Below are 25571 nucleotides of genomic sequence, written 5' to 3'. Positions count from 1 at the left end.
TTTTTAAAAAGAGGATTTTCCTGTTTTTTGTCGAACTATTAATTAAGGTGGTGTTTATGTCTTATTCAAAAGACGTAATTGATAGGGTAATAGAAGAAAATGATATAGTAGATGTTGTCTCAAGCTATGTTTCACTTAAAAAATCTGGCAAAGACTTTAAGGGATTGTGCCCATTTCATCATGAGAAAACACCATCTTTCAATGTAAGCCAAGAGAAGCAGCTTTATCATTGTTTTGGTTGCCAAGCCAGCGGAAATGTCATTACCTTTGTAATGAATATTGAAAATGTAGGTTTTAAGGAGGCCGTTGAGTTCTTGGCAGATAGAGCTGGTATAGAGATTGAAGAAGAAAATTTGTCAGGTTTAGAGTATCAGAAAAAAAAGCTGAAAGATGAAATATATGAAGTAAATAGGTTAGCTGCTTTGTTTTACCACAGGTATCTTTATTCAAAATTTGGACAGGCTGCATTAAAATACCTCTACGATAGGGGCATTGACGATATTACGATAAAGAGATTTGGATTGGGGCTTTCTCCGTCAAGTGGACTTGAATTGCTTAAGTATTTAAAGCGCCGCAATTACAATATTGACGTACTTGTAAGGGCTGGTCTTGTTTCAAAAAGCAGCACTGGTTCATATTACGATAGATTTAAAAATCGGGTAATATTTCCCATAATAGATGAGAAAAACAATGTGATAGGATTTGGCGGTAGAGTCATGGATGATGCAAAGCCAAAGTATTTAAACACCCCTGAGACGGTTGTTTTTAAAAAGGGAAAGACATTGTATGGGATTAATTACGCCAAAAAATCTAAAGAAGATATGTTTATTATCGTTGAAGGATATATGGATGCAATTGCATTGTACCAAAGTGGACTTGACAATGTCGTCGCATCATTGGGTACCGCGCTGACTTTAGAGCAAGGTAGACTTATAAAAAAGTACAAAAACACTGTTGTCATTTCATACGACGCAGATGAAGCAGGCATTGAGGCCACAATGAGGGGTCTTAGCCTTTTAGACGAACTGGACTTGAATGTAAATATATTGACAGTGCCTAATGGCAAGGACCCTGATGAATATGTGAGAAAAGAAGGTTTTGACGCATTTAAAAAGCTTCTTGAAAAGACAGATACATTGATAGAGTATAAGATAAAGAAGTACAAACAAGATTTGGATTTAGGAAAGCCATCAGACAGGATAAAGTACATCAAAAAGGTGTGCAAGGATCTTGCCACAGTTAAAGACGAAGTAAAGAGAGATGTGTATATCTCCATCGTATCAAAAGACGCTGAAATACCTGAAAACACTATTAGAGCAGAAATAGACCAGTTTGTCAAGGGTTTTTTGCAAAATAATAAAAAAATTAGGTATACAGTTGGCAATAATAGGCATAATATTAAATACAGTGAAGCAAAAAAGATACCGTCTCTTAAGTACTTGATTGCACTGCTTTTAATTGACAACAAGCTTTATAGCAGGGTAAAAGGGAAGCTTTCTGTAGATGACATCGAAGACGAACATTTAAAGGCAGTGATGTCGTATATTTTTGAAAGGCTTGAAGATGGTGGACATGTGGATGCAAAAGACCTAAGCTTTATGCTGGACAATGCTGATTTAAAAGACGAATTTAACGATATATTCAACGTTCTGTATAGCGAGAAAGTGGCAAGCGAGAAGATAGTGGATGACTGTGTAAAAGAGATAATAAAAGATGACATACGAAAAAAAATTGCAAGCATTAAACGTGAAATTGACGATTCATATAATGCTGGTGACGTCGAAAAGGAAAGAGAACTTTTGATACAATTACAGAAATATGAAAAGGAGATGCTGAGTTTAAAAAATGGCTGAGAAAAAGGTTGCCCAAAAGGAGGGGACACCCGTGAATAAAGAAAAAGTAAAAAATTCCATAAAAGAGCTAATCGATAAAGGCAAAAAAAATGGCATGCTGACGTACAATGAAATAATGAATTCCCTTGAAGATATTGATATGGATGCAGATCAGATAGAGAAAGTATATGATACATTCGAAAAGTTGGGTATAGAAATCGTGGGGGAAGAACCGCAGCAGGATGAATTAATTCCAGAGGAAGATCTGGATTTGGATCTGTCTATTCCTGAAGGGATAAATATTGACGATCCAGTAAGAATGTACTTAAAAGAAATAGGAAAAATACCTCTTTTATCTCCTGATGAAGAAATAGAGTTGGCAAAGAGGATAGAAAAAGGCGATGAGGAAGCTAAAAAAAGGCTTACGGAAGCAAATTTGAGGCTTGTTGTAAGCATTGCTAAAAGATATGTAGGCAGAGGTATGTTATTTCTCGATTTGATTCAAGAAGGAAATTTAGGCCTTTTAAAAGCTGTAGAAAAGTTTAACTACAGAAAGGGATTTAAGTTTAGCACATACGCTACATGGTGGATAAGACAGGCAATCACAAGGGCTATAGCCGATCAGGCCAGGACAATACGCATTCCTGTCCATATGGTAGAGACTATTAATAAGCTTATAAGGGTTTCAAGGCAACTTTTGCAAGAATTGGGACGTGACCCTCTACCGGAGGAGATCGCTAAAGAGATGGACATGTCAGTTGACAAGGTCAGAGAGATAATGAAGATTGCTCAGGAACCAGTATCGTTAGAGACTCCTATAGGAGAAGAAGAAGACAGCCATCTTGGCGATTTTATACCAGATGAAGATGCTCCAGCGCCTGCTGAAGCAGCAGCATTTACGATGCTTAAAGAGCAGCTTATAGACGTATTGGATACTTTGACGCCGAGGGAAGAAAAGGTGTTGAGGTTAAGGTTTGGATTGGATGACGGCAGGGCAAGGACATTGGAGGAAGTAGGCAAAGAATTCAATGTCACAAGAGAGAGAATAAGACAGATAGAGGCAAAGGCATTGAGAAAATTGAGACATCCAAGCCGCAGCAAGAAATTAAAAGATTTTTTGGATTGACACTGCTTGACACCGGTTAAAAATGTAGTATAATAATAAATGTATTCCTCAGTAGCTCAATGGTGGAGCAACCGGCTGTTAACCGGTAGGCTGTAGGTTCGAGCCCTACCTGAGGAGCCATATTTAGGGCCTTTAGCTCAGCTGGTAGAGCGGTCGGCTCATAACCGATTGGTCCGGGGTTCGAGTCCCTGAAGGCCCACCATATAATTGATGAAAGGATAGGCATTTGATTTTACAAATGCTTTTTATTTTATAGTATGAAGCTGTCACAGAGATTAAATTCTATCGTCAAAATGATAAAACTTCATTCTAAAGTTGCTGATATAGGTACAGATCATGGATATATACCAGTTTACCTTTACTTAAATGGCATTTCAGACTACATAATCGCATCAGATGTGAAATCTGCTTCCCTCAATAAAGCAATTGATGTTATTAAAAAGCACAATCTGTCAGAAAATATAATTGTACGGCTTGGCGATGGATTAAGCGTTTTAAGGCCAAATGAAGTTGATACTGCTGTAATAGCCGGCATGGGTGGCATTTTGATTTCAGATATTTTAGAAAAAGACAAAAGCATTGCTTCAACTGTAGAGAGATTTATCTTGCAGCCTATGACGGCATCTGACCATCTTCGCAGGTACATCTATGAGAATGGGTATTTGATTGTTGACGAAGATTTAGTTTTTGAGAAAGGAAAGTTCTTTGAGATAATTGCTGTAGAACATGGCAAGGGAAATGTCCACGACGAAATTTTTTATGAAATCGGCGAAAAGCTCTTTCAAAAACGTCACCCATTGCTTAAAGATTATATATCATATAAGATAGGAAAGCTAAAAAAGATTTTTGATGAAGTATCGAAAAGCAATGAAAGTGATTTACTGAAAGAGGATATTTTAAATAAAATAAAAAAATATGAGGTGTTATTGTATGAGTCTGAAATGCCAGACAATAGCTGGAATGATTGACAAACTTGCACCGCACAAATGTGCTGAAGATTGGGATAATGTTGGACTTCTTGTGGGAAATCCCAGAAAAGATGTGTCGTCTGTCATGGTGGCTTTAGATGCTACAAGAGAAGTTGTATTAGAAGCCATATCCAAAAAAGTCGACATGATTGTAACGCATCACCCTATAATATTTAAGCCACTTAAGAATTTGCGTGCTGATAATCCGTTAGGCGAAGTTTTGACGATGCTTATAAGAGAAGACATACCTGTGTATTCAGCGCATACCAACTTTGATGCTGCAAAAGGTGGAATGAACGATATTCTCTGCAACATACTAGGAATATACGACGAGGAGATTTTGCAAGTTACATATAAGGAAGGCTATAAGAAAATTGTAGTATATGTTCCGGTTGGATATGAGGAGATAGTAAAGACAGCCATGTGCAATGCAGGTGCAGGCTACATAGGAAATTACAGCGATTGTACGTTTCAAACGATGGGCATAGGAAGCTTTAAACCGTTAGAGGGAACGAACCCTTTTATAGGTGAGATAGGGAAAGTGGAAAATACTCAGGAGGTTAGAATAGAGACTATAGCGCCAGATAAATTGGTAAACAGGGTTATAAGCGCTATGTTAAAAGTTCATCCATACGAAGAGGTAGCTTATGATATATACCCAGTTGATACATTGTACGACGAATATGGAATCGGGAGAGTTGGCTTCATAAAAGACACTACATTAGGCAACCTTGCAAATGATGTAAAAGCAAAACTTGGCTTAAAAAACATACGCGTCGTAGGTGATTTAAACAAGACAGTTAAAAAAGTGGCTGTGTGCGGTGGCAGTGGAGGAAGTCTTGTGTCCATTTCAGCTTTTAAAGGTGCCGATGTTTTGATAACAGGCGATGTTGGTTATCATGATGCAGTAGATGCAAGACATCTTGGACTGGCTGTAATAGATGCGGGTCATTTTGGCACAGAAAAGATTTCTGTAAATTTCATCGCTGAATACATAAGAGATGAAGCGCAAAAAATGGATGTAGACTTAAATGTCATCACCAGCGAGGTACAAGCTGATCCATTTATATTCATGTAATAATTGCCATTTGACAAACTTATTTAATAGTGGTATCATTCTATATCTGGAGAGTAATACTTACGAGTAAGCCAGATGGTCGCGTACATTATGTACGAGGAAAGTCCGAGCTCCACAGGGCAAGGTGCCGGGTAATACCCGGTGGAGGTGACTCCAAGGAAAGTGCAACAGAGATATACCGCCTATCACTAATTCGTCAATAATAATGCTTTTATTAATAGCGGATTGGTGGTGGGTAAGGGTGGAAAGGCGAGGTAAGAGCTCACCAGCATCCAGGCGACTGGAATGCTCTGTAAACCCCACCTGGAGCAAGGTAGAATAGGAGGGAAATACAAGTGGCCCGCTTGACCCTCGGGTAAAACCGCTGGAGGTATCAGGCAACTGATATCGTAGATAGATGACCATCTAAAACAGAACTCGGCTTATAGACTTGCTCGTATTAAAAGGTAAAAACTCAATGTCATGTGGCATTGAGTTTTTTTAAATAATTTTTTTATGAGAGAGGTTGTAATTTTAAATGGCTTATGAGAATCGAAACGTAAAAGTTGTAGTGGGGATGTCTGGAGGAGTAGATTCCTCTGTGTCTGCACTGCTTCTTAAAGAACAGGGATACGATGTGATAGGCATATTTATGAAAAATTGGGATGAAGAAGACGACTCGGGGTACTGTACGGCAGCAGAGGATTATGAAGATGTTGTGAGGGTTTGCGATAAAATAGGTATTCCTTACTATTCGATAAACTTTACAAAAGAATATTGGGACAGAGTTTTTCAGTATTTCTTAAATGAATACAAAAGCGGTAGAACACCTAATCCAGACGTAATGTGCAACAAAGAGATAAAGTTTAAGGCTTTTTTGGAGTTTTCGATGAAAATTGGAGCAGATTATATTGCAACAGGCCACTATGCAAGGATAGAGCATACAGATGGGCACTATAGGATGCTAAAAGGTGTAGACAAAAACAAAGATCAGACGTATTTTTTATGTGAGCTTGGGCAGAAGCAGTTGTCAAAGACGATGTTTCCAATAGGACACCTTGATAAATCGGAAGTGCGGGAGATAGCACGAAAGGCAGGTCTGAAGACGGCTGATAAAAAAGACAGTACAGGTATTTGCTTTATCGGAGAGAGGAAGTTTAAAGAATTTTTAAACCAGTTTTTGCCTGCGAAGCCGGGAGAAATAAGGGATCTGTCGGGGCGTGTATTGGGACGTCATGATGGGCTTATGTTTTACACATTAGGACAGAGAAGAGGCATCGGCATAGGTGGTGTAGGCACAGGAGAGCCTTGGTTTGTGGTTGACAAGGATGTTGAAAACAATATACTTTATGTTGCACAAGGCGAGAAAAATCCTGCATTGTATTCGTACGGCTTGTTTACGAAGGATGTAAATTGGATAGACGGAGACATAAGCTTTAATGAACTTAGGTGCAAAGCAAAATTCAGGTACAGGCAACCTGACCAAGATGTGATGGTCTTTAATAAAGATGATGGCTATTTAGTTGTGTTTGATAAACCGCAAAGAGCTGTTACACCAGGTCAATTTGTCGTCTTTTACGATGGTGAATACTGTCTTGGAGGCGGTGTGATAGAAACCGTATATAAAGATAAAAAAGCCTTGATATAGAAAGCGATTGAAGGTTTACATCATTTTTGATATTATATAATTGTAAAATATTAAAAGGAGATGGATAATTTGAGTATTCACATAGGTGCAAAAGATGGAGAAGTTGCAAGTACAGTATTATTGCCTGGAGATCCACTGAGGGCTAAGTACATTGCAGACAATTTTTTAAGTGATGTAATTTGTTACAATGAAGTCCGCGGAATGTACGGATTTACTGGCAATTACAAAGGCAAAAGAGTATCTGTTCAGGGAACAGGGATGGGTATACCATCTATATCCATATATGTAAACGAGCTTATCCAAAGCTACAACGTAAAAAATCTCATAAGGATAGGTACATGCGGCTCTATGCAAGAAGATATAAACATAAGAGACGTAATATTGGCAATGGCGTCATCGACAGATTCTGCCATAAATAAGATCAGGTTTAATGGCATGGACTATGCTCCTACAGCCAGCTTTAAGCTTTTGAAAAAAGCTTATGATGCGGCTTTGGAGAAAGGCATCAATGTAAAAGTAGGCAATATACTTTCATCAGATACATTTTACAACGATGATAAAGATAGCTGGAAATTATGGGCCAAGTTTGGCGTTTTAGCAGTTGAGATGGAAACGGCAGGCCTTTATACTTTAGCTGCTAAGTATGGAGTAGATGCTCTTACCATATTGACAGTAAGCGATAGTTTAGTTACAGGTCATGCTACATCTGCAGAAGAAAGGCAGAAGACATTTAACGATATGATAGAAATTGCGCTAAATATCGCTGAATAATATGTGGGAGTGATGAGAATGAAACCACTAAAGTTTAAACCCATATTTATGGAAAGGATATGGGGCGGAGATGCCTTGAAGACAAAGTACGGCTTTAATGTACCTTACGGTAAAAAGATAGGTGAGCTTTGGTGCATTTCTGACAATACAACTGCTGTAAGTGAAGTAGATGGTGGTATTTACGATGGAGTTAAATTAAGCGAACTTGTAAATAAGCATGGAGACGAGCTTTATGGAGAAGGCAAATCGTACGATAGATTTCCATTGCTTATAAAGATAATAGATGCCAATGATAAATTGTCTGTTCAAGTGCATCCAGATGATGATTACGCTTATCATTATGAAAATGGCGATATAGGCAAGACAGAAATGTGGTATATAATCGATGCAAAGCCTGGTGCCAAACTTATCTGTGGTTTAAAAGAAGGCACGACGAAGGAACAATTTAAGTCATTGCTTGAAAAGGAAAGACTTGAAGAATGTCTCAATGAGATAGAGGTAAAGCCAGGAGATGTAGTGTACATACCTTCAGGGATGGTACACGCCATCGGAGAAGGCATACTAATCTGCGAAATACAGCAGAATTCGGATTTAACTTACAGAGTTTATGATTACAATAGAGTAGATGACAATGGAAACAAAAGAGAGCTTCACATTGATAAAGCTTTAGACGTGATTGATTTTAATTTAAAAAGCGATAAAATAGTTCCTAAATATAAAAAGGTAGATGGGGGAAGCATCGCCAATGTCGTTCAGTCAAAATACTTTAAAACGGATGTAATCTATGTTGAGTCAACGGTCAATATAGAGACTAACGGCATTTTTAATACGTTGGTGATGGTAGAAGGCGAAGGAAAGATAATTTACGAAGATGGAGAAGCCGATTTGAAAAGCGGTGAATCGCTTTTGATACCTGCGTCAATTGGCAAATACACCATTACTGGCAATTGCAAACTTATAAGGTCTTACGTGTAGAAAGTGATGTTGACATAGAGGTAAAAATATAATATACTAAACATGTGAGGCGAGTGGGGTTATAGCCCAGCTGGTTAGAGCGCTACGTTGACATCGTAGAGGTCACAGGTTCGAGCCCTGTTAACCCCACCATTTTAACTAATTTAAAATTTAAATATGGATTTTTAAGTGGGGTTATAGCCCAGCCGGTTAGAGCGCTACGCTCACATCGTAGAGGCCACAGGTTCGAATCCTGTTAACCCCACCAATCTGAAATATGCAGCTTAAAAAGCTGTTTTTATTTTGCAAAAAACCGCCTCTAAAAGGCGGCTTGAAGATTAGAAAGCATTGATTAAATTAAGCCATTCTTTAGCAATGAGGGCATGCCCCGCATTTGTGGGATGCACACCATCTGAAGCCCAAAAAGCTGGATCTTTTGCGGTTGAATATTTTGCCATGATGCCATCCAGCGGGATGAAATATGCTCCAAATTCCCTTGACAGATTTCTGACCACATGGATTTTTGGATCTAAGTCCACTCTCCATTCTCTTCTGTCTTCAGGGACTGGAAGGACAAAAGGCTCCATGATGATGATTTTTGCGTCAAGATTTTCTCTTGTCTTTTCAAGTATGTATCTATAATCTTCTTCGAATTTTTTCGGTGATGTGTAGTCGTTGTTGTCGTAATTTCTCCATGTATCATTTATTCCAATGAGTATTGATACAACAGTCGGCTTTAAATCTATACAGTCATTTTGCCAGCGTTCTTTGAGATCTCTAACCCTGTTTCCACTTATGCCTCTATTTAAGAATTTTACGTTTAACTCAGGATGTAATGCGTAAAACATTGATGCAATGATATTGGGATACCCAAATCCCAAATCGTCAGGGTTTTCTCGATTTCGACCAGCATCTGTTACACTGTCGCCTTGAAATAATACTACATCACCATCTTTTAATAACATATTAAATCACCTCTATTAAAATTGACGATATGATATCGTAAACTATGTTATCACATTTTAGATGATGATTTCAACTTTTTGACAAAAAAGTAGAAATCATCGCCGTTTTATGATATAATTATTTTCGATGGGGATGTAACTCAGCGGGAGAGTACCACATTCGCATTGTGGGAGTCGAGGGTTCAAATCCCTTCATCTCCACTTAGAAAAAAGGGATTGGACATTTAACTTAAGTCCAACCCCCTTTTTTATGCCGATTGATGCCATATCTTTTTATTTTTTTCATTTTAGTGAATGGAATAAAATGTTCCCATGATATAATAATTTGGGAGGGATGATTATGAATGAAATGTGCATAATAGACAGATTCGAAGGTGATTACGCTGTAATTGAGTTTGGGCGTATTACATTTAATTTTCCTCGTACTCTTTTACCGAAAGATTTAAAAGAAGGCGATGTAATAAAGTTTGATGTATACATTGACAGTGAAGAAACGCTTAAGCGAAGCCAGAAAATAAAAAGGCTGGCAGATGAACTTTTTAGAGAGTAGGGAGGTGCATCATGTTTAAAAAAATAGCAATTTTTGGTTTGATATTTGTTTTAGTTTTTTCTTTGGTTGGATGTTCTGACACCACAAATTTCAATCAGAAACAAGGCGAAATTCAGAATTCTACAGTGCAATCTACAGATGGCTTACTTAAAGTGTATTTTATCGATGTGGGACAGGGCGATAGCATTTTTATTAAGACACCTGACAATAAGACAATGCTAATCGATGCTGGCGTACCAGAAATGGGGAAAAAGGTCGTCGACTACATAAAAAGTTTAGGTGTAACAAAAATCGATATATTAGTTGGAACACACCCACACGAAGATCACATTGGTGGAATGGATAGAGTAATAGAAAGCTTTGAAATAGGGAAGTTTTACATGCCAAGAGTAACTACAAACACGAAGACATTTGAATATGTATTAAACGCAGCGAAAAATAAGGGATTGAAGATAGATGTGGCAAAAGCGGGAGTGACTTTGGACCTTGGTCCTTCTGTCAGCGCTGAAATGATAGCGCCAAATAGCTCTAAATACGACGATCTTAACGAATACAGTGCAGTGATAAAACTTGCTTATAAAAACACATCGTTTTTGTTTACTGGCGATGCTGGTGCTGAATCGGAGATGGAAATGATTGAAAAGGGGTATGATTTGAAATCGGATGTACTTAAAGTTGGTCATCATGGAAGCTCAACATCAACTACTGCGAGCTTTTTAGATGATGTCAGTCCTAAATACGCTGTAATCTCCTGTGGAAAAGGTAATGACTACGGACATCCCCACAGTTCTACATTAAAAAAACTTAAAGCCAGAAACATACCGGTCTATAGGACAGACGAATGTGGGACAATAATTGCTTTAAGCAATGGGCAAAGTATTTCGTTTAATGTTAAACCAGGTGATTACACGCCGGGACAAAAAAACTAAAAGCGGATTTTTGTTACATAAATAAGTAGATTTCATGAAAAGATATAACCAGAAAGAATTATGAGGAGGTTATATCTCATGAAAAAATATAAAAAATATATTGCGATGATGTTGACTTTTGTTATGATGCTTGCAACTGTATCATTGGCAGGATGCAAAAGCTCAGTTAAAAAGCCAGTCACATCCAAGAGAAGTTTAAATGTTGTTGGATTTTATGTTGATTCACCTGGGTACGACAACTCATACAATTCTCTTGTAAAATACGCGAAGTATATGGACACGGTTTCGCCACTGTGGCTTACTGTGCAAGGAGATGGATCTGTTAAAGATTCAACAAATCCGCAAGCTTTAAACTTCGCAAAGAAAAATGGTTTAAAAGTTGTACCGCTTGTAAACGTGGCTGACAGCAAGGATTCGGTTTTGCTTGATTCTAAAGTGAAGACTGAGACTATGAATGAGCTTATAAGTCTTCTTAAAAAACATGGATTTGACGGATACAACATAGACTTTGAGTTTATTCCACATGGCACAAAAAATTATGTTAAGGATAAAGACTACCTTACGGCATTTATGGGTACTTTTAGGACGATGATGAAAAGAGAGGGTAAAATCTTAGATATGTCTGTGATTCCTCATTATCAGGTTTCACCTGATATATCGGGAATTTACGATTATCACAAATTGGCGCCATTAGTTGATCATGTGACATTGATGACTTACGACAGGCATAATGCTTCATCGCCACCGGGACCAGTATCACCGGAGCAGTGGGTTGAGAACAATGTGAAGGATGCATTAAAAGAAGGCTTTAAACCAAGTCAGATTTGCCTTGGTGTTGCGACGTATGGATACGATTGGCCTGCAAATAAGTCAGGTGGTTTTTCTGCTCCAACAAAGACGATACTTCAGAATGCTCAGCAGAAAGGTGTGACAGTACAGTGGAGCAATACGTATCAAGAGCCATATTACACATATTATGACAGCATATATGGCGCCACAAGGCAGGTATGGTTTGAAAATTCTACGACGATGGCTGAGAAAATAGATATAGCGAAAAAATACGGCATTCATGGCATTTGCATATGGAGAATAGGTTTTGAAACACCATCATTTTGGCAGGTTATAGCCAAAAAGATTGGAGCAAAGTAAGTAGTAGCCACTCGCATAGCGGGTGGTTTTTGATTCATCTGTAAATTCAATAAAACGTTGACTTACTGTTAAAAGAATAATATAATCAAATCATGACAAATAAACATATATTGGAGGTTAGTTATGTATATACCATCTATTAGCCCGTATGCATTTAAAATTGGACCGATTGCTGTACATTGGTACGGAATTTTTATGGCTTTATCTATAGCTGCTGGTGCATATTACTTGTACGTTAGGTCGAAAGAGCTTAACTACGATGAAGATTTCTTGTTAAATCTTTTGATGATTGTGGTCATATCCGGAATAGTAGGAGCAAGATTGATGTTTGTATTGGCGAATGACATTGATTGGTTTTACAAAGATCCGATACAGATTCTTAAGATTTATCAAGGTGGACTATCATGGCATGGAGCTGTATTGGGAGGATTTCTTGCAGGCCTTTATTACTGCCGTAAGAAAAACGTCAAGATAAATCCATTGGAAGATTATGCTGTCATAGGATTGGCTATAGGGAATATGCTTGTAAGAATAGGAAATATATTTAACCAAGAGGTTTTGGGAAGGCAGACTGATTTTGCTTTTGGAAGATGGCCTGCACAATTAGTTGGTGTAGCAATGGGACTTATTCTTTTAATACGTTATTTCTACATCGAGAGAAAGCACATGCCGTACGGGTATCAGTTTTGGTCTTTTATATTTTATTATCAGCTTATGAGAGGGCTTATTGAAGAAACTGTAAGGGACAATCCACTGTTTTGGCCAGTTTATCTGAATAAGCACCTTGGAATTGGATTTTTTACTTTGACGCAGATTGCAACTCCTTTCATACTTATATTGGCATATTGGATGATGAGGCGTGTATTAAATGATCCAGAAAATAAGAAAGTAAATTATTGACCTGCTTTACGCGGGTTTTTTATATAATGAAAAATGAGAGAGGGAGATTGTGATGGAGAAAAAAGAATTATTTAAAAGATTGCTTTCGATGATAGAGAAATCATCAAGTGATATAGATGATTTAAACTATTTTTACCGTGAGGTTGTGAAAATATTGGACAGCAATTTGTCTTACTACAATTGGACAGGTTTTTATTTCATGGAAGATGGAATGTTAAAACTTGGTCCATACATAGGAAGGCCTACAGAACATGTGAAGATAAAAGTTGGTCAAGGTATATGTGGCAGAGCTGTGGCTGAAAATGCTACAATTGTCGTTGACGATGTGACAAAAGAGGACAATTACTTGGCTTGTAGCATCGAGACAAAGTCTGAGATAGTAGTGCCTATAAGAATTGGCGATGAAATAATCGGTGAAATTGACATAGACAGCGATGAAAAAGCGGCTTTTGACGATGATGATAGAGCATTTTTAGAAGCTGTGGCAGAAATAGTCAGCAAAAAAATAAAAAATGATCATATAATATCAGAGAAAACAGAGAAAGGAGAGACAACATGAAAAGATCTTCTGTTGTGTTGATATCAGTAGCAGCAGTAGTGTTATTAATAGTTGTTTACTTTTTTTCAAGTTATAACGGGCTTGTAAGTCAGCAGGAAAATGTAAATAGCAAGTGGAGTCAAATAGAAAATCAACTGCAAAGGAGGGCTGATTTGATTCCTAATCTCGTTGAGACTGTAAAAGGTTATGCTGCTCATGAACAGTCTGTGTTTGATAGCGTAAATAAAGCCAGAGAGAAGCTTCTTGCCGCAAATACGGTTCAAGAGAAAGCAAACGCCAATGATGAACTTGGGACAGCTTTAGGAAGGCTTCTGGCTATATCAGAAAACTATCCTAACTTAAAAGCCGATCAAAATTTCAGGCAGTTAAGCGATGAATTGGCAGGTACAGAAAATAGGATCGCTGTTGCCAGAATGGATTACAACAATGCTGTTCAACAGTATAACACCAGCATAAGGCAGTTTCCTAACGTCATCATAGCAAGGATGTTTGGATTTACGGAGAAACAGTATTTTAAAGCACAAGCATCAGCATCAGAAGTTCCAAAAGTCGATTTTTCGAAATAGGGAGGTTATGTGGTGTTAAAATATGCCAAAATATTATTTTTGCTGATATTTTTTCCTATACTAATTTTTGGCCAAATATTTGCTGCTACAATTCCTCCTAAGCCTTCCCAGTACGATTATGTGTACGACTACGCAAAGCTTATGAGCCAAAGCGATATTGATACAATAAGAAACATAGGAAAAGAGATAGAAAACTTAACTGGTGCTCAGATAATCGTAGTGACGGTTGACGATATAGGAGACTATCAAATATCAGATTACGCATTAAACTTATTTAGAAACTGGGGAATTGGACAGAAAGACAAAAATAATGGCGTACTTCTTTTAGTAGATAAAAAAAGGCTATTGGAGGGATTAAGCGGCAAAGTATTTATATCTGTCGGATATGGATTGGAAGGTGCTATTCCAGATTCTGTAGCAGGAAGGATTTTGGACGATTACGTACTGCCTAAATGGAATGATAAAGATTATTCTGGGGGCATCGTAGAAGGATATAAAGCAATAGCCACATTGGTTGCCAAAGAATACAATGTGGATTTAAAAAATGTTGACCAAAGCCAGTATACTCAGCAAAATGACAGTAGCAGTAAAAAAGCGGAAGGAATAATTTCTGTAATTGCTCTAATAATATTGCTTATAATTTTTTCTAATATACGTGGATGGTGGTGGCGTGGTCCTGGCGGGTTTGGCCCTGGAGGATTCGGTGGCTTTGGCGGATTTGGAACCGGCGGTGGTGGCTTCGGAGGAGGCTTTGGCAGCGGAGGAGGTGGAAGTTTTGGCGGCGGATCCACCGGTGGAGGTGGAGCTGGCCGCTAAACTCTGAACTTTCCCCTTTCATATTGCTTTGGCCATTCTACATCTTCTTTAAGGTCGTGGGCTGCATACAGTGGCCAATACGGATTTCTCAGAAGCTCACGGCCTAACGCTATTAAATCAGCTTTTCCGTCTTTGAGGATTTGTTCAGCCATTTCAGCTTTTGTTATTAAGCCTACTGCCGCTGTTTTAAAACCAAGCTGGCTTTTTATTTTTTCAGAGTATTTGACTTGATAGCCAGGATAAAGATCGATTTTCGCATTTAGAAGTCCACCGCTGCTTGCATCTATCACGTCTACGCCTAAAGGCTTTATGTATGATAAAATTTTTATCATTTCGTCAATGTCGATGCCGCCTTCAATGTAATCGTCGGATGAAACCCTTACAAATAAAGGTTTATTTTCTGGCCATACTTTTTTTACAGCTTCTATGACTTCTTTAAGCATTCTCACTCTGTTAGTGACATCACCGCCGTATTCATCATTTCTCTTGTTTGACAGGGGCGACAGAAATTCGTGTAGCAAATAACCGTGTGCCGCATGTATTTCAATAACATCAAAACCAGCATTCAAGGCTCTTACTGCTGCATCTTTAAACTTTTCTACGATAGCCTTTATTTCTTCTTTTGTGAGTTCATGTGGCAATTTATAATCATCGCTCCAGTTTATTGCTGAAGGCGCAACAGGCGTTTCATCTGCCACTTCTGATTTTCTTCCAGCATGGGCTAATTGTATTCCCATTGTAACACCGTATTTTTTGCACTCATCAACAATTCTTTTGAGTGGTTCTACCTGTTGGTCGTTCCAGATGCCAAGATCGCGATCAGTTATTCGCCCTCGACTTTCTACTGCCGTTGCTTCAACCATTATTAACCCCACACCGCCGACGGCTCTGCTTAAGTAGTGAACAAAGTGCCAACTGTTTGCAAGTCCATCTTTGTCAGCGGAATACTGACACATTGGAGACATCATAATCCTGTTTTTTATAGTAATGTCTTTTATTTTTATGGGTGTAAATAACATAAAAACATCTCCTTTCAAAATATATATTACCACTTAAGCTACAAAAATAAAAATTATTAAATAAAAAGTTATTTTATATGCAAAAACGTATTCATTAAGATTGTTTTATTTCTATTTTCCGCAATTCGTGTTATAATATATGTTGTAGATTTTAAAAAGGAGGGCGTAACGTGAGAGAAAGAGTAGAAGAAGTTTTAAAGCTTTTAAGACCTTCTCTTCAAGCAGATGGCGGAGATGTAGAACTCGTCGACGTTACTGACGATGGCGTAGTTCAGGTAAGGCTTACAGGTGCTTGCGGCGGCTGTCCATTTGCAGTAATGACATTGAAAGAAGGAATAGAGAGAGCAATAAAGGAAGAAATACCTGAAGTAAAGGAAGTTGTTGCTCTTTAAAGATAAAAAATCCGGAATTAACCGGATTTTTTTGTGTTAAAAAAAGGATTTTTTAAAAATACATAGAATACTATATATGGTAATATTTTACTTAATGGAGGTATTCTATGTATGATTAAAAGGATTTTTCTTTTAACTTTGACATTGGTAATGGTATTCAGCTTAAATGCTTTTTCATTTGGTTTCCCTGACGATATTCAAAATCAAGATTACTTAAAATTGTTAAAAAATAAGATGCCATTTATAAGTAATATGTCGGTAGATCAAATCAGAAAAAATAGCGATGGATCTATCCAAATAAACATGAAAAGCGATGGCGATACCTACAAAACCCTTGATGTTGTATTAGACAATGGAAATATCAAAAGCGTGGATTATTATGTTGATCAAATGAAATACTTATTTGGCAAAAGCGGTAAATCAAAAATAAGGAAGGACGATGCTGTAATAATAGGCAAAGAACTTTTGGAAAATATTTTTGGAGAAAAATTTGGTTATGTATCTGAGGTTAATGATTCAACGTATATTGATGATGCTTTGGAAAGACCAATAATTTATAAATTTTGTTACAAGAATTTAGTTGACGATATACCTGTGTACAATATAGACGCTTATGTTTACATTGACTCTGAAAGTGGCGCTATATTGAAATTAAAAGGACAAAGTATAGGTGAGTCATCTTATAATAAAGACATAAAGACGATTGGCAGTGTTGATGCCTTGAAGGCGTTTAATAGCAAACTTGATCCTACTCTTGTGTATTTGAAAAACAACAACGATGATTTTCCTAAATATCGGCTGTACTATGCTTTAAGCATTGATTATAATCTCGTTGGTATAGACGCAGTAAATGGTGATTTGGTAGATTTTAATGGTAATATGCTATATGATGATGTTTTAAAGATTAAGTGTGATGCCAATGATTTTAAAAAATCGTATAGCATAGTAGCTTACGACGAGGCATTGAAAATAGCAATGAATGAAATGAATAACTTTCACATAAATGATATTAAAGTATTAGACAGCAAGACAATTGAAAGGTATTTTCTCACTGAAAGAGAAACATATACATTTAATATGAACCATACTGATAGAAATTTAATAGCCAATGCAAATATAGCAGTCGACAAAGAGACCGGAAATATAATAAGCGAGAACGTAGATATTTCTGACGATGGTGGGTTATTTGATACGTATGGCAATTTGGACAGAATAATCGGTTTTACAAAGGAAGTTTTAAGAGGAAAAGATTGCAATTTGGATCTTTTAAAGAAACCTGCCATAGAAGATGATGATTATACATACGTATTTTATCGAGTTTACAATGGTGCAATAGTTCTGGATAATTATGTGAGAATTAAAACAGATAAAAACGGCAAAATAATAAATGTCTCATTAAATTGGGATGAGGCCCATAAACCATCAACAACAGATATTTTGAATGAAAGTATTGCAAAAAATATATTAGTAGGTGAAAAACCATCTCTTTATTATTTATACACAAGTAAATATGAGCTTATGCCAATATATCGTTTGTCTACAATGGATTCAATAGTGGATGCATTAACTGGTCAAAAGGTATCTGTAAATGAATTTGAAAAAGGCTATTAGGAGATGATACTATGGATGAAAAATTAAAGATAGAGGCGGCTAAAGAGTTGGGGCTATTAGATAAGGTACATAAGGTAGGATGGTCGAATTTGACGGCACAAGAAACAGGGAAGATAGGAGCCATTGTGAAAAAGAAAAAATATAAATCGGCCATGTAAAATTTTTGTTGTGGTGGTATACTTGTATTTGAGGTGAGACAAATGGGTCAAGAGGATGTATATGAAAAAGTTGCAAGATTGATAGAGAATTCTAAAAAGACTGTTGTGCTGACGGGTGCTGGAATATCTACAGAAAGCGGTATTCCTGATTTCAGAAGTCCAGGAACTGGACTTTGGGAAAAGATGGACCCTATGGAAGCACTGTCAACAAGAGTTTTATACAATGACCCTAAAAAGTTTTACGACAATGGTTTTAAGATTTTGTTGTCCATGAAAGATGCAAAGCCAAACAAAGCACACTATATATTGGCGCAACTGGAGCAGGATGGGTTTGTATCATGCGTAATTACCCAAAACATAGATAATTTGCACCAAAAAGCAGGATCGAAGAAAGTATACGAAGTACACGGCCAGACGAGGACAGGAAGTTGCACAAATTGTGGTACAGTGGTACCAATTGATTTATTGGAGGTCAAAGTGTCTAAAGGGGAAATCCCGCCTAAATGCGACAAATGCAATGGGATTTTAAGGCCAGATGTTGTAATGTTTGGAGATCAGATGCCTGAAGATTTTGAAAAGGCATGGCATGAGGCCGAAGACAGCGATTTGATGATAGTCATTGGTTCATCGCTTACTGTATCACCTGTAAACTTTCTTCCGGGACTATCAAAGCATCTTGTCATAATAAATAAGTCAGAGACACCTGAAGATAGAAGGGCCGATGCAATTATAAGAGAATCGGCAGGCGAAGCTTTAAGCAAAATCGTAAGATATTTAAAGACGGCACAACAAGGCTAAAATTCATTTGACAATGTATATGTTTCAGTGCTATTATAAAGAAGTAAATTATTTATCACGTTTGGAGGAAGATATAATGGTAAGAGGTAAAGTAAAATGGTTCAATGCTGAGAAAGGTTATGGCTTCATAGAAAGAGAAGGAGGCTCAGACGTATTCGTTCATTACTCAGCAATTGAACAGGATGGTTTTAAGACGTTAGAAGAAGGACAGGAAGTCGAGTTTGATATAGTGGAGGCCGAAAAAGGGCCACAAGCCGCTAACGTTAAAAAAGTTTCCTAATGGAGAAAATCAACCCTAACAGCAATGTTAGGGTTTTGAAATATATGGCAATGCATATTTTGATGAGATGTGAAAAAAATTAAAAAAGGATATTGACGAATCGGCATTTTTTATGTATACTAATACTTGTCACGGAAATTGGTCGTATAGCTCAGCTGGGAGAGCACCTGCCTTACAAGCAGGGGGTCATAGGTTCGAGCCCTATTGCGACCACTGTCATGGCCCAATAGCTCAGTTGGTTAGAGCGCCAGCCTGTCACGCTGGAGGTCGAGGGTTCGAGCCCCTTTTGGGTCGCCATAAAATTTAAAAAGCCTCGATAGCTCAGTCGGTAGAGCAAGGGACTGAAAATCCCTGTGTCAGTGGTTCGATTCCACTTCGAGGCACCATAAAGTTAAGCGGACATAGCTCAGTTGGTAGAGCATCACCTTGCCAAGGTGAGGGTCGCGAGTTCGAGTCTCGTTGTCCGCTCCAAAATTTGGCGGCATAGCCAAGTGGTAAGGCAGAGGTCTGCAAAACCTTTATCTCCAGTTCGAATCTGGATGCCGCCTCCATATTTAATCAAGCGATATCAAGCCTTTCATGGCTTTTATTTTTTTATTTAAAAATAATTTAATGTCTGCCTATATTCCCAAATGCAAACAAAAAAATTAATAAAGCAAGAAGGATTTTTTTTAATGTGTCGAATAATTCATAAAGTATTATAACAATTATAATTTTGCGTAAATCATTTCCATAAAAAGGAGAGGAGGATAAGGAATAACACTTAAATAATAGTTGTTCCAATTGATATGAAAAAATTTCTACAAATTATTGTACCTTTGATTTTGGTTTTTATATCTACTTCACACGTTTACGCTGATACATACTACAATGGTTTTTTGTATACATATAAAAATAATAGCTATATGATGGTACCCGCCAGAGGTGTATTTCAGAGCATGGGGGCAGATGTAAAATGGGATGGTGATACACAAACAGTTAAAATCATAAAAGACAGCCTTCAAATCGTTATTAAGATTAACAGTACAAATGCAGTTGTCAACGGAGAAGGTAAAGATATGCCGGTGCCTGCTATAATAAAAGACGGTTCAACCTTTTTGCCGCTTCGGTTTTTGGCTGAATTGATTGGTGATAATCAAGTCAAATGGGATGATGATACGCAAACTGCTGCTATCCCTTTTAATAATTCATATATTTATGTTAAAGCGGTCGATTATAGCTTAGACGCCACAAGCTTTACTCAGAAAGTTGATGGCGTTGTTGTGACAGGTGTGAGAATACCTCACAACTCGCCATATAAACCTGCTGTTATTTTGGCGAATAATCAGATAGGTACTACGCAGAGCCTATATGACATGGCTAAATACTACAATGCAGATGTTGCAATAAACGGTACATTTTTTAATGCTTATGGTGGAGATCCAGTACCGTGGAATACTATAATCAAAGATGGCAAAGTTGTGCATGTAGTTAATGTAGGATCTGTCTTTGGCTTTACGGCTGATGGTAGGGTGAAGATGGATAAGCTGAGGATAAGTATTGTAGGTGGGACTAATGGCTCTTATAGCTGGCCAAATAATTGGTATGCTTATGGTTTCAATCACATACCTTCTACAAATTCTGTGTATATATTTACATATGAGTGGGGCAGTCACCTTGGCTTCAACTATGGAATAAATATTGTTGTAGAAAATGGCGTGGTCAAAGATATTGAAGAAAACCAGGATGTAAATATTCCTGCAGATGGATATGTCATAAATCTCAATGGCAGCGAGGAATACTTGGCTAAAGTATTCAATGTAGGAAAGACAGTTGAGTATAAAATCAACTTTACAGATGATGGCGGAAATCCAGTTGATTGGTCTGATGTCACTGAGGCTGTAGGAGCAGGTCCTACCCTCGTTAAAGATGGTGTGGTCAGTGTAGATCCTATAGGAGAGGGTTTTACAGAGGATAAAATCGTAAGCTTATCATACGCAAGAAGCGCTATTGGAGTAACGGCACAAGGCGACATTCTTCTTGTGACTACACCAGAGATTACGGTGTATCAGTTGGCACAGATAATGAAAGAATTAGGCGCATACGATGCAATGAATCTTGATGGCGGTGCTTCTTCTGGGCTTTATTTTAAAGGTGAGTATTTAACAAAGCCAGGTAGGGATTTAAGCAATGCACTTATATTCTACAAATAATGGTGTGATATAATATATTTAGTGACTGCATAAAAAAAGGCGATAATATAAGGATGATGTGATAAATGGCTAAAAAGAACAACAATTTCATGCTTTATGTACCCATTCATTCAAAAAAACTTATGTGGGAAGAGAATGGTAACATAGTCAAGCTTTTGTTTAGACACGATAAAATCGTCGAGCGGTTGGCGAGGCTTATCATCAAAAGGCCAAGGATAACGACGATAGAGCTTGATGAAATCGGCAGCACCGTTTGGAAACTTATTGACGGCAAAAGAACTGTTTATGACATAGGCATTAAGCTTAAAGAAGTCTATGGCGATAAGGTTGAGCCTACGTACGATAGACTAAACAAATATTTACGCTATTTGCATCAAAATGGATGGATTAGATGGAGAGTTCAATAATTTATTGTTTTTGCGTTTGGCTTTCCAAAAGCTTTAATATTTTTTCTTGATTTTCGATGATTTTATCTGCTTTTGTATGTAGGTCTTCTATTATTAGCTCTGCTTTTAAATTTACTTCGTAGTCATTTTGCGCTCTTAATCTATCTTTTGCTTCTTGCCTGTTTTGGCTCATCATGATTATTGGAGCTTGTATTGCAGCAAGGCATGATAAAACCAAATTCAAGAGTATAAATGGATACGGGTCAAAGTGTTTTATAAAAGCGACGCTGTTTATAACCATCCAAACGATAAGCAGAAAGCCAAACGTAAATATAAATGACCAACTGCCAGCGTAGTCTGCCAATTTATCTGCCATTCTATCGCCAAATGTCAGCGAATCTTTGTGTTCTTCATTGATATTTTTGGAGACTTTTTTGTCAATATATGAATGTATCAGTTTTTCTTTATTATCCATATTTTTGTTCACCTCTACTATATGATTTTTAATACAGTGAGAAGCTTAAATTTCTTTAAAGCTTCTCACTTTTTAATGGCTATTTGTTTTTGAAAGCAGAAATATACGAAGCTAATATTGTATTTCCAGATGCGAAGTATGCGATTCTAATTGCTTCTTTTATTTCTTCCTCGCTTACCCCCATATTTCGCAGTTGATTTGATATGTTTTCTACTCCAAGGTTAGCGCCGTGCAACGCATCAATAGCCAGTGCGATTAACAATTTTGTCTTTTGGTCTAATGCGCCTGGTCCCATTGCATAAGAATAGACTTTTTCTATTGCAGATGCAAATTCATGATCATTTTTATCAAGCGATGACAAAAATGGCGGTAATGGCATCTAAATCCCTCCTTGTATATTTTTACATAATATATTATATCACCATTGAAAATTAAATTTTAATATTAAGGCAAGATATATAAAAATTTTTCGCTTTGTGGTAAAATACTTTATATGTTAGATTTAAAAATAATTTCGGAGGGCAAAGATGATGGAGAAATTATATGCAGTTGACGATATAAAGAAATTTGTGAATGATGAAGAAATGGCGCTATTGTATTTTTCAACAAATGATTGTGGTATATGTACTACATTGCTTCCGAAACTTGAAATGATGCTCTTAAATTATGACCAGATATCCAGTGGTCATGTCTCTATAGACGAATTGCCTGCTGCATCATCGGAGTTTTCGGTTTTTACTGTGCCTACAGTGCTTCTTTTTGTGGAAGGAAAAGAAGTCATAAGAGAGGCGAGATTTATAAGCATGGATATCTTAGAAGAGAAGATACAGAAGTACTATGATTTGTTTTTTTCATAAGTTACAATAGCTATTGATGTGAAAAGTTGACAAGAAGATTTAATTTTCAAGTTGCTGTGTATTGCCTAAAAGCCGTTTACGATGTAAAATATAAAATTGTTATGAAGCTTAAAATTACTGTTAAGAAAAATTACGAGTTAGATTGGAGATCGTATGAGTAATAAGAAACTGTTTAAGTCGGCAAGCATTGTTGCATTTATAACGATTTTAGGGAAATTTGCTGGACTTTTGAAAAATACTGTGCAGGGTAAGGTGTTTGGCACCACATGGGCTACCGATGCATATACGGTGTCATTAAATATTCCTACAGTGCTTTACTCTATAATAGGTGTTGCTGTATCCACAGCTTTTATACCCCTTTTAAATGAGACGTATGCTAAGCGTGGCAAAGATGAGATGTTTGACTTTGCTAACAATATAATGAACATTTTATTTTTGTTTTCATTTGCCATATTCGTCATAGCATGGATTTTTTCGCCATACTTGGTAAGATTGATGGCGTCGAATTTTACAGGTGAAAAGTTTCAACTTGCAGTAAATTTGACCAAAATAAGCATTGTAAACATGCTGTTTTTAAGCATGTCAGCAGGTTTTACTGCTATCCTTCAAACTCTTAATGACTTTACTGCACCTGCTTTAAATGGTATTTTGATAGACATTCCACCTATTGTGTTTATGCTGTTTTTTGCAAAGGACGGTGGCATAGTAGGCCTTACTATCTACACTACAGTCGCATTTGGACTTCAGGTGGTAAACCAGATACCGTGGCTTATTAAGAACAAGTACAGGTACAGTCTAAAAATTGATTTTAAAGATCCTCGCATAGTAAGGATGCTTAAGCTTATTAGCCCTGTCATTGTGGGATTATCTGTAAATCAGATAAACATAATCATAAATACGAGGCTTGCTTCAGGATTGCCAAATGGAAACATCACAGCTTTTAGCTATGCCAGCTTGTTGACAGGTGCATTTTACGGGACATTTGCTACATCGGTTGTCACGGTCATATTTCCTACTTTGTCAAGGGAAGGGAGTACCGGCGATTATAAAGGCATGAAATCTCACATGATAAAGGCTATAAACAATATCAATATGATCATGATTCCCGTTACTTTAGGCATCATGATTTTAAGGTATCACATAATAGATATATTGTTTAAACACGGCAGATTTAATGATTACAGTGTTGAGATTACGGCTATTGCGCTTTTGTACCTTTCAATAGGAATGATTTTTTATGGCATAAGAGATGTGTTTAATGTATCATTTTACTCCACAAATGACACAAGGACGCCTATGATAAACAGTATTTTAGGCATAGCAGTAAATATATTGATAAGCATAATACTTGTAAAATATATAGGTATCGCAGGTCTTGCCATAGGGTCGTCTGCATCTGCTGCAATTTGTGCCATATTATTGATGAAGGATTTTAGGAAGAAGATGGGTGCTTTTGGTGGACGCGATATTGTAATTACCGGTGGTAAATTGGTTTTATCTTCTGTTACCATGGGTGCAGTGGTATTTTTAATGAATAATTTTCTTTCAAGATACATGGTTGGGTTTAAGATGGAATTGTTGCTTACAAGTTTGATCGTCATTATTGGTGGTGCTATATACGCTGGTATGATGCTTCTTTTAAAAGTAAAAGAGTTTAAGTACTTATTTGGCATTGTTGCAAACAGAATAACTAATTTTCAGAATTAATTAAAGCTCGGTTAAAAACCGAGCTTTTTGCATATATTTTACTTTGTCAGAGCTTGCTTAGGTAATTGTGAAGTGACAATATCATGTCATATGAATCTTCCCATTTTACGTATTTTAAATTTTTCATCTTTTGATATGCTGTATCAGATATTAGTCCTTTTTCATGTGCTAAATCGCATAAACTACCACTATATTTATTAGCTTCATTTCTATATCCAGCATACGTCAAAAGTATATCCGCAGCTTCTTCTTTTGTAAGAGGCTTGTCTACAATGTATTTTTGCAGATACTGATAATCATCATCTATAAGCTGTGATTTATCTGGTATTGACCTTTTAATCATGTTTGTTGCCATATAGTAAAATGATATGCTTTTTATGCTTTCATTAAGCTTAAAATTATTTGTGTATCCAGGTACTATAAGCCCCCAATGAAGGGCAAATTTTAGCCCGTCAAAAGCCCAACTTTTCTCTACAGCTTCTTCTACTTTAAACGGCTTAAGGTATGCTCCTTGGCTTACTAATATGGACTGTATGTTCTTTATATCTTCTTCATTCTTTGCGATGTCTTCAAATGATTTGTCTTTGGCTATGGAGTACGCTGACGCTACGCCTGCTGCATCTCCTTCTGCCATCCCTATTGGTATCGTTCTGGCAGACCCTGCTGCTAAGTGGCTGTAGGATGCTGACCGCCCTACTACAAGTAGGTTCTCTACCTTCTCAGGCACTATGCACCTAAATGGCACTGCATACTCTACAGGCTTCCCATATACATACCCTGTGTCTTCTGGTGATGTTGCTTGTACGTCTACTGGATATGAGCCTATGGCTATCCTGTCATAAAAATCCCTATTGAATACAACATCGTTTATGTCAAGTGTGTAGTATCCTTTTATGTGCCTCGTTT

29 protein-coding genes, 10 tRNA genes and 1 other RNA gene are annotated in these 25571 nt (G+C 37.1%); 35 read left to right on the top strand and 5 right to left on the bottom strand.

From position 1 onward, the window contains the following. Nucleotides 1-56: 56 nt before the first annotated feature. The 12 genes from dnaG to BVF91_RS00140 all read left to right on the top strand — a co-directional run bounded on the left by dnaG (nt 57) and on the right by BVF91_RS00140 (nt 8624). The gene (gene dnaG, locus BVF91_RS00195) at nt 57-1853 is read left to right on the top strand and encodes a DNA primase (RefSeq protein WP_085111551.1); all 1797 of its coding nucleotides are present in this window, start codon (nt 57-59) and stop codon (nt 1851-1853) included. A gap of 31 nt (nt 1854-1884) precedes the next feature. Next, nucleotides 1885-2958 carry an RNA polymerase sigma factor RpoD gene (gene rpoD, locus BVF91_RS00190; RefSeq protein WP_014759306.1) on the top strand — a complete coding sequence of 358 codons (1074 nt, stop codon included), beginning with the start codon at nt 1885-1887 and terminating at the stop codon, nt 2956-2958. 45 nt (nt 2959-3003) lie between these two features. After that, nucleotides 3004-3078, top strand: a tRNA-Asn gene (locus BVF91_RS00185). 6 nt (nt 3079-3084) lie between these two features. Next, nucleotides 3085-3160, top strand: a tRNA-Ile gene (locus BVF91_RS00180). Nucleotides 3161-3215: 55 nt separating this feature from the next. Continuing rightward, nucleotides 3216-3926: a tRNA (adenine(22)-N(1))-methyltransferase gene (locus BVF91_RS00175; protein WP_085111550.1), complete on the top strand. Its 711-nt coding sequence runs from the start codon at nt 3216-3218 to the stop codon at nt 3924-3926. Then, a complete protein-coding gene (locus tag BVF91_RS00170) occupies nt 3889-5004 on the top strand; it encodes a Nif3-like dinuclear metal center hexameric protein (protein ID WP_085111549.1) in 1116 nt (371 codons plus the stop codon). Before BVF91_RS00175 ends, BVF91_RS00170 begins: the two co-directional genes overlap by 38 nt. A 63-nt stretch (nt 5005-5067) precedes the next feature. Then, an RNA gene (gene rnpB, locus BVF91_RS00165) (RNase P RNA component class A) lies at nt 5068-5445 on the top strand. 76 nt (nt 5446-5521) lie between these two features. Then, on the top strand, nt 5522-6631 hold the full coding sequence (mnmA, locus tag BVF91_RS00160; RefSeq protein ID WP_085111548.1) for a tRNA 2-thiouridine(34) synthase MnmA: 1110 nt from the start codon (nt 5522-5524) through the stop codon (nt 6629-6631). Between the two features lie 69 nt (nt 6632-6700). Next, nucleotides 6701-7402, top strand: a complete 702-nt coding sequence (gene deoD / locus BVF91_RS00155) for a purine-nucleoside phosphorylase (RefSeq protein ID WP_085111547.1) — start codon at nt 6701-6703, stop codon at nt 7400-7402. 18 nt (nt 7403-7420) lie between these two features. Continuing rightward, entirely contained in the window at nt 7421-8377 is a 957-nt protein-coding gene (gene manA, locus BVF91_RS00150) for a mannose-6-phosphate isomerase, class I (protein ID WP_085111546.1), read from the top strand. Nucleotides 8378-8432: 55 nt separating this feature from the next. Continuing rightward, a tRNA-Val gene (locus tag BVF91_RS00145) sits at nt 8433-8509 on the top strand. Nucleotides 8510-8547: 38 nt separating this feature from the next. Then, nucleotides 8548-8624 (top strand) — tRNA-Val (locus tag BVF91_RS00140). Between the two features lie 70 nt (nt 8625-8694). Here the strand turns inward: BVF91_RS00140 and BVF91_RS00135 are convergent. Next, the gene (locus BVF91_RS00135; RefSeq protein ID WP_085111545.1) at nt 8695-9321 is read right to left on the bottom strand and encodes an SGNH/GDSL hydrolase family protein; all 627 of its coding nucleotides are present in this window, start codon (nt 9319-9321) and stop codon (nt 8695-8697) included. A 129-nt stretch (nt 9322-9450) separates the two neighbouring features. Between BVF91_RS00135 and BVF91_RS00130 the strand changes: the two genes are divergently transcribed. The 8 genes from BVF91_RS00130 (at nt 9451) to BVF91_RS00095 (ending at nt 14790) form a co-directional block, all read left to right on the top strand. Further along, nucleotides 9451-9522, top strand: a tRNA-Ala gene (locus BVF91_RS00130). A 139-nt stretch (nt 9523-9661) separates the two neighbouring features. Continuing rightward, entirely contained in the window at nt 9662-9871 is a 210-nt protein-coding gene (locus tag BVF91_RS00125; RefSeq protein ID WP_085111544.1) for a DUF3006 domain-containing protein, read from the top strand. An 11-nt stretch (nt 9872-9882) separates the two neighbouring features. Further along, complete coding sequence (locus tag BVF91_RS00120) at nt 9883-10800, top strand: ComEC/Rec2 family competence protein (RefSeq protein ID WP_085111543.1); 918 nt, start codon at nt 9883-9885, stop codon at nt 10798-10800. A 105-nt stretch (nt 10801-10905) separates the two neighbouring features. Continuing rightward, the gene (locus BVF91_RS00115) at nt 10906-11949 is read left to right on the top strand and encodes a glycosyl hydrolase family 18 protein (protein WP_502688649.1); all 1044 of its coding nucleotides are present in this window, start codon (nt 10906-10908) and stop codon (nt 11947-11949) included. 123 nt (nt 11950-12072) lie between these two features. Next, a complete protein-coding gene (locus tag BVF91_RS00110) occupies nt 12073-12849 on the top strand; it encodes a prolipoprotein diacylglyceryl transferase (protein ID WP_085111541.1) in 777 nt (258 codons plus the stop codon). Nucleotides 12850-12901: 52 nt separating this feature from the next. Continuing rightward, nucleotides 12902-13408: a GAF domain-containing protein gene (locus BVF91_RS00105; protein ID WP_085111540.1), complete on the top strand. Its 507-nt coding sequence runs from the start codon at nt 12902-12904 to the stop codon at nt 13406-13408. Continuing rightward, nucleotides 13405-13974 carry a LemA family protein gene (locus BVF91_RS00100; RefSeq protein WP_013787624.1) on the top strand — a complete coding sequence of 190 codons (570 nt, stop codon included), beginning with the start codon at nt 13405-13407 and terminating at the stop codon, nt 13972-13974. The genes BVF91_RS00105 and BVF91_RS00100 overlap by 4 nt, the downstream gene beginning before the upstream one ends. 12 nt (nt 13975-13986) lie before the next feature. Continuing rightward, nucleotides 13987-14790: a TPM domain-containing protein gene (locus BVF91_RS00095; protein ID WP_085111539.1), complete on the top strand. Its 804-nt coding sequence runs from the start codon at nt 13987-13989 to the stop codon at nt 14788-14790. Here BVF91_RS00095 and namA read toward each other — a convergent pair. Further along, nucleotides 14787-15809 (bottom strand): NADPH dehydrogenase NamA, encoded by a 1023-nt coding sequence (gene namA / locus BVF91_RS00090; RefSeq protein ID WP_085111538.1) that lies wholly within the window; start codon nt 15807-15809, stop codon nt 14787-14789. The genes BVF91_RS00095 and namA overlap by 4 nt on opposite strands. 170 nt (nt 15810-15979) lie before the next feature. Between namA and BVF91_RS00085 the strand changes: the two genes are divergently transcribed. The 12 genes from BVF91_RS00085 (at nt 15980) to BVF91_RS00030 (ending at nt 21647) form a co-directional block, all read left to right on the top strand. After that, nucleotides 15980-16201 carry a NifU family protein gene (locus tag BVF91_RS00085; RefSeq protein WP_013787627.1) on the top strand — a complete coding sequence of 74 codons (222 nt, stop codon included), beginning with the start codon at nt 15980-15982 and terminating at the stop codon, nt 16199-16201. Nucleotides 16202-16312: 111 nt separating this feature from the next. Continuing rightward, nucleotides 16313-17812, top strand: coding sequence for a peptidase propeptide domain-containing protein (locus BVF91_RS00080; RefSeq protein WP_085111537.1), 1500 nt, complete (start codon nt 16313-16315; stop codon nt 17810-17812). A gap of 11 nt (nt 17813-17823) precedes the next feature. Beyond that, a complete protein-coding gene (locus BVF91_RS00075) occupies nt 17824-17970 on the top strand; it encodes an alpha/beta-type small acid-soluble spore protein (RefSeq protein WP_014759292.1) in 147 nt (48 codons plus the stop codon). Nucleotides 17971-18012: 42 nt separating this feature from the next. Beyond that, on the top strand, nt 18013-18768 hold the full coding sequence (locus BVF91_RS00070; RefSeq protein ID WP_085111536.1) for an SIR2 family NAD-dependent protein deacylase: 756 nt from the start codon (nt 18013-18015) through the stop codon (nt 18766-18768). A 76-nt stretch (nt 18769-18844) separates the two neighbouring features. Then, complete coding sequence (locus tag BVF91_RS00065; RefSeq protein WP_013298441.1) at nt 18845-19048, top strand: cold-shock protein; 204 nt, start codon at nt 18845-18847, stop codon at nt 19046-19048. A gap of 140 nt (nt 19049-19188) precedes the next feature. After that, a tRNA-Val gene (locus BVF91_RS00060) sits at nt 19189-19261 on the top strand. Between the two features lie 7 nt (nt 19262-19268). Continuing rightward, a tRNA-Asp gene (locus tag BVF91_RS00055) sits at nt 19269-19345 on the top strand. A 13-nt stretch (nt 19346-19358) separates the two neighbouring features. After that, nucleotides 19359-19434, top strand: a tRNA-Phe gene (locus BVF91_RS00050). Between the two features lie 9 nt (nt 19435-19443). Further along, nucleotides 19444-19519, top strand: a tRNA-Gly gene (locus BVF91_RS00045). A gap of 6 nt (nt 19520-19525) precedes the next feature. Beyond that, nucleotides 19526-19599: transfer RNA gene (locus BVF91_RS00040), tRNA-Cys, on the top strand. Nucleotides 19600-19836: 237 nt separating this feature from the next. Then, nucleotides 19837-21240: a phosphodiester glycosidase family protein gene (locus tag BVF91_RS00035; protein ID WP_085111535.1), complete on the top strand. Its 1404-nt coding sequence runs from the start codon at nt 19837-19839 to the stop codon at nt 21238-21240. Nucleotides 21241-21305: 65 nt separating this feature from the next. Continuing rightward, complete coding sequence (locus BVF91_RS00030) at nt 21306-21647, top strand: PqqD family protein (protein ID WP_085111534.1); 342 nt, start codon at nt 21306-21308, stop codon at nt 21645-21647. Between the two features lies 1 nt (nt 21648). On the opposite strand, the gene BVF91_RS00025 is transcribed toward BVF91_RS00030, so the two are convergent. Continuing rightward, nucleotides 21649-22101 carry a DUF1003 domain-containing protein gene (locus tag BVF91_RS00025; protein ID WP_085111533.1) on the bottom strand — a complete coding sequence of 151 codons (453 nt, stop codon included), beginning with the start codon at nt 22099-22101 and terminating at the stop codon, nt 21649-21651. A 79-nt stretch (nt 22102-22180) separates the two neighbouring features. After that, a complete protein-coding gene (locus BVF91_RS00020) occupies nt 22181-22480 on the bottom strand; it encodes a carboxymuconolactone decarboxylase family protein (RefSeq protein WP_085111532.1) in 300 nt (99 codons plus the stop codon). Between the two features lie 151 nt (nt 22481-22631). Between BVF91_RS00020 and BVF91_RS00015 the strand changes: the two genes are divergently transcribed. From BVF91_RS00015 to murJ, 3 genes are read left to right on the top strand one after another with little or no spacing between them, the layout of a single operon-like run. Next, nucleotides 22632-22958 (top strand): thioredoxin family protein, encoded by a 327-nt coding sequence (locus tag BVF91_RS00015; RefSeq protein ID WP_085111846.1) that lies wholly within the window; start codon nt 22632-22634, stop codon nt 22956-22958. A 26-nt stretch (nt 22959-22984) separates the two neighbouring features. Then, nucleotides 22985-23119 (top strand): hypothetical protein, encoded by a 135-nt coding sequence (locus BVF91_RS13545; protein WP_276204883.1) that lies wholly within the window; start codon nt 22985-22987, stop codon nt 23117-23119. Beyond that, nucleotides 23112-24665, top strand: a complete 1554-nt coding sequence (gene murJ / locus BVF91_RS00010) for a murein biosynthesis integral membrane protein MurJ (protein WP_085111531.1) — start codon at nt 23112-23114, stop codon at nt 24663-24665. The genes BVF91_RS13545 and murJ overlap by 8 nt, the downstream gene beginning before the upstream one ends. Nucleotides 24666-24711: 46 nt before the next feature. Here the strand turns inward: murJ and BVF91_RS00005 are convergent. Continuing rightward, on the bottom strand, nt 24712-25571 hold an 860-nt coding region (locus BVF91_RS00005; protein WP_143588950.1), incomplete at its 5' end, for an FAD-dependent oxidoreductase.

Origin of the sequence: Thermoanaerobacterium sp. PSU-2 (assembly GCF_002102475.1) — a bacterium.
Classification (GTDB): Bacteria; Bacillota; Thermoanaerobacteria; order Thermoanaerobacterales; family Thermoanaerobacteraceae; genus Thermoanaerobacterium.
The sequence above is the reverse complement of the archived record's forward strand: the minus strand, read 5'-3'. Positions and strand labels throughout refer to the sequence as shown.

Coding starts and splice junctions, on each gene's coding strand:
- BVF91_RS00080 (WP_085111537.1), top strand. CDS start 16,313: ATGATTAAAAGGATTTTTCTTTTAACTTTGACATTGGTAATGGTATTC.
- BVF91_RS00100 (WP_013787624.1), top strand. CDS start 13,405: ATGAAAAGATCTTCTGTTGTGTTGATATCAGTAGCAGCAGTAGTGTTA.
- BVF91_RS00175 (WP_085111550.1), top strand. CDS start 3,216: ATGAAGCTGTCACAGAGATTAAATTCTATCGTCAAAATGATAAAACTT.
- dnaG (WP_085111551.1), top strand. CDS start 57: ATGTCTTATTCAAAAGACGTAATTGATAGGGTAATAGAAGAAAATGAT.
- BVF91_RS00035 (WP_085111535.1), top strand. CDS start 19,837: ATGAAAAAATTTCTACAAATTATTGTACCTTTGATTTTGGTTTTTATA.
- BVF91_RS00105 (WP_085111540.1), top strand. CDS start 12,902: ATGGAGAAAAAAGAATTATTTAAAAGATTGCTTTCGATGATAGAGAAA.
- BVF91_RS00020 (WP_085111532.1), bottom strand. CDS start 22,480: ATGCCATTACCGCCATTTTTGTCATCGCTTGATAAAAATGATCATGAA.
- mnmA (WP_085111548.1), top strand. CDS start 5,522: ATGGCTTATGAGAATCGAAACGTAAAAGTTGTAGTGGGGATGTCTGGA.
- BVF91_RS00115 (WP_502688649.1), top strand. CDS start 10,906: ATGATGTTGACTTTTGTTATGATGCTTGCAACTGTATCATTGGCAGGA.
- manA (WP_085111546.1), top strand. CDS start 7,421: ATGAAACCACTAAAGTTTAAACCCATATTTATGGAAAGGATATGGGGC.
- murJ (WP_085111531.1), top strand. CDS start 23,112: ATGAGTAATAAGAAACTGTTTAAGTCGGCAAGCATTGTTGCATTTATA.
- namA (WP_085111538.1), bottom strand. CDS start 15,809: ATGTTATTTACACCCATAAAAATAAAAGACATTACTATAAAAAACAGG.
- BVF91_RS00030 (WP_085111534.1), top strand. CDS start 21,306: ATGGCTAAAAAGAACAACAATTTCATGCTTTATGTACCCATTCATTCA.
- BVF91_RS00135 (WP_085111545.1), bottom strand. CDS start 9,321: ATGTTATTAAAAGATGGTGATGTAGTATTATTTCAAGGCGACAGTGTA.
- BVF91_RS00070 (WP_085111536.1), top strand. CDS start 18,013: ATGGGTCAAGAGGATGTATATGAAAAAGTTGCAAGATTGATAGAGAAT.
- BVF91_RS00075 (WP_014759292.1), top strand. CDS start 17,824: ATGGATGAAAAATTAAAGATAGAGGCGGCTAAAGAGTTGGGGCTATTA.
- BVF91_RS00065 (WP_013298441.1), top strand. CDS start 18,845: ATGGTAAGAGGTAAAGTAAAATGGTTCAATGCTGAGAAAGGTTATGGC.
- BVF91_RS00125 (WP_085111544.1), top strand. CDS start 9,662: ATGAATGAAATGTGCATAATAGACAGATTCGAAGGTGATTACGCTGTA.
- BVF91_RS00025 (WP_085111533.1), bottom strand. CDS start 22,101: ATGGATAATAAAGAAAAACTGATACATTCATATATTGACAAAAAAGTC.
- BVF91_RS00015 (WP_085111846.1), top strand. CDS start 22,632: ATGGAGAAATTATATGCAGTTGACGATATAAAGAAATTTGTGAATGAT.
- BVF91_RS00170 (WP_085111549.1), top strand. CDS start 3,889: ATGAGTCTGAAATGCCAGACAATAGCTGGAATGATTGACAAACTTGCA.
- BVF91_RS00120 (WP_085111543.1), top strand. CDS start 9,883: ATGTTTAAAAAAATAGCAATTTTTGGTTTGATATTTGTTTTAGTTTTT.
- BVF91_RS00110 (WP_085111541.1), top strand. CDS start 12,073: ATGTATATACCATCTATTAGCCCGTATGCATTTAAAATTGGACCGATT.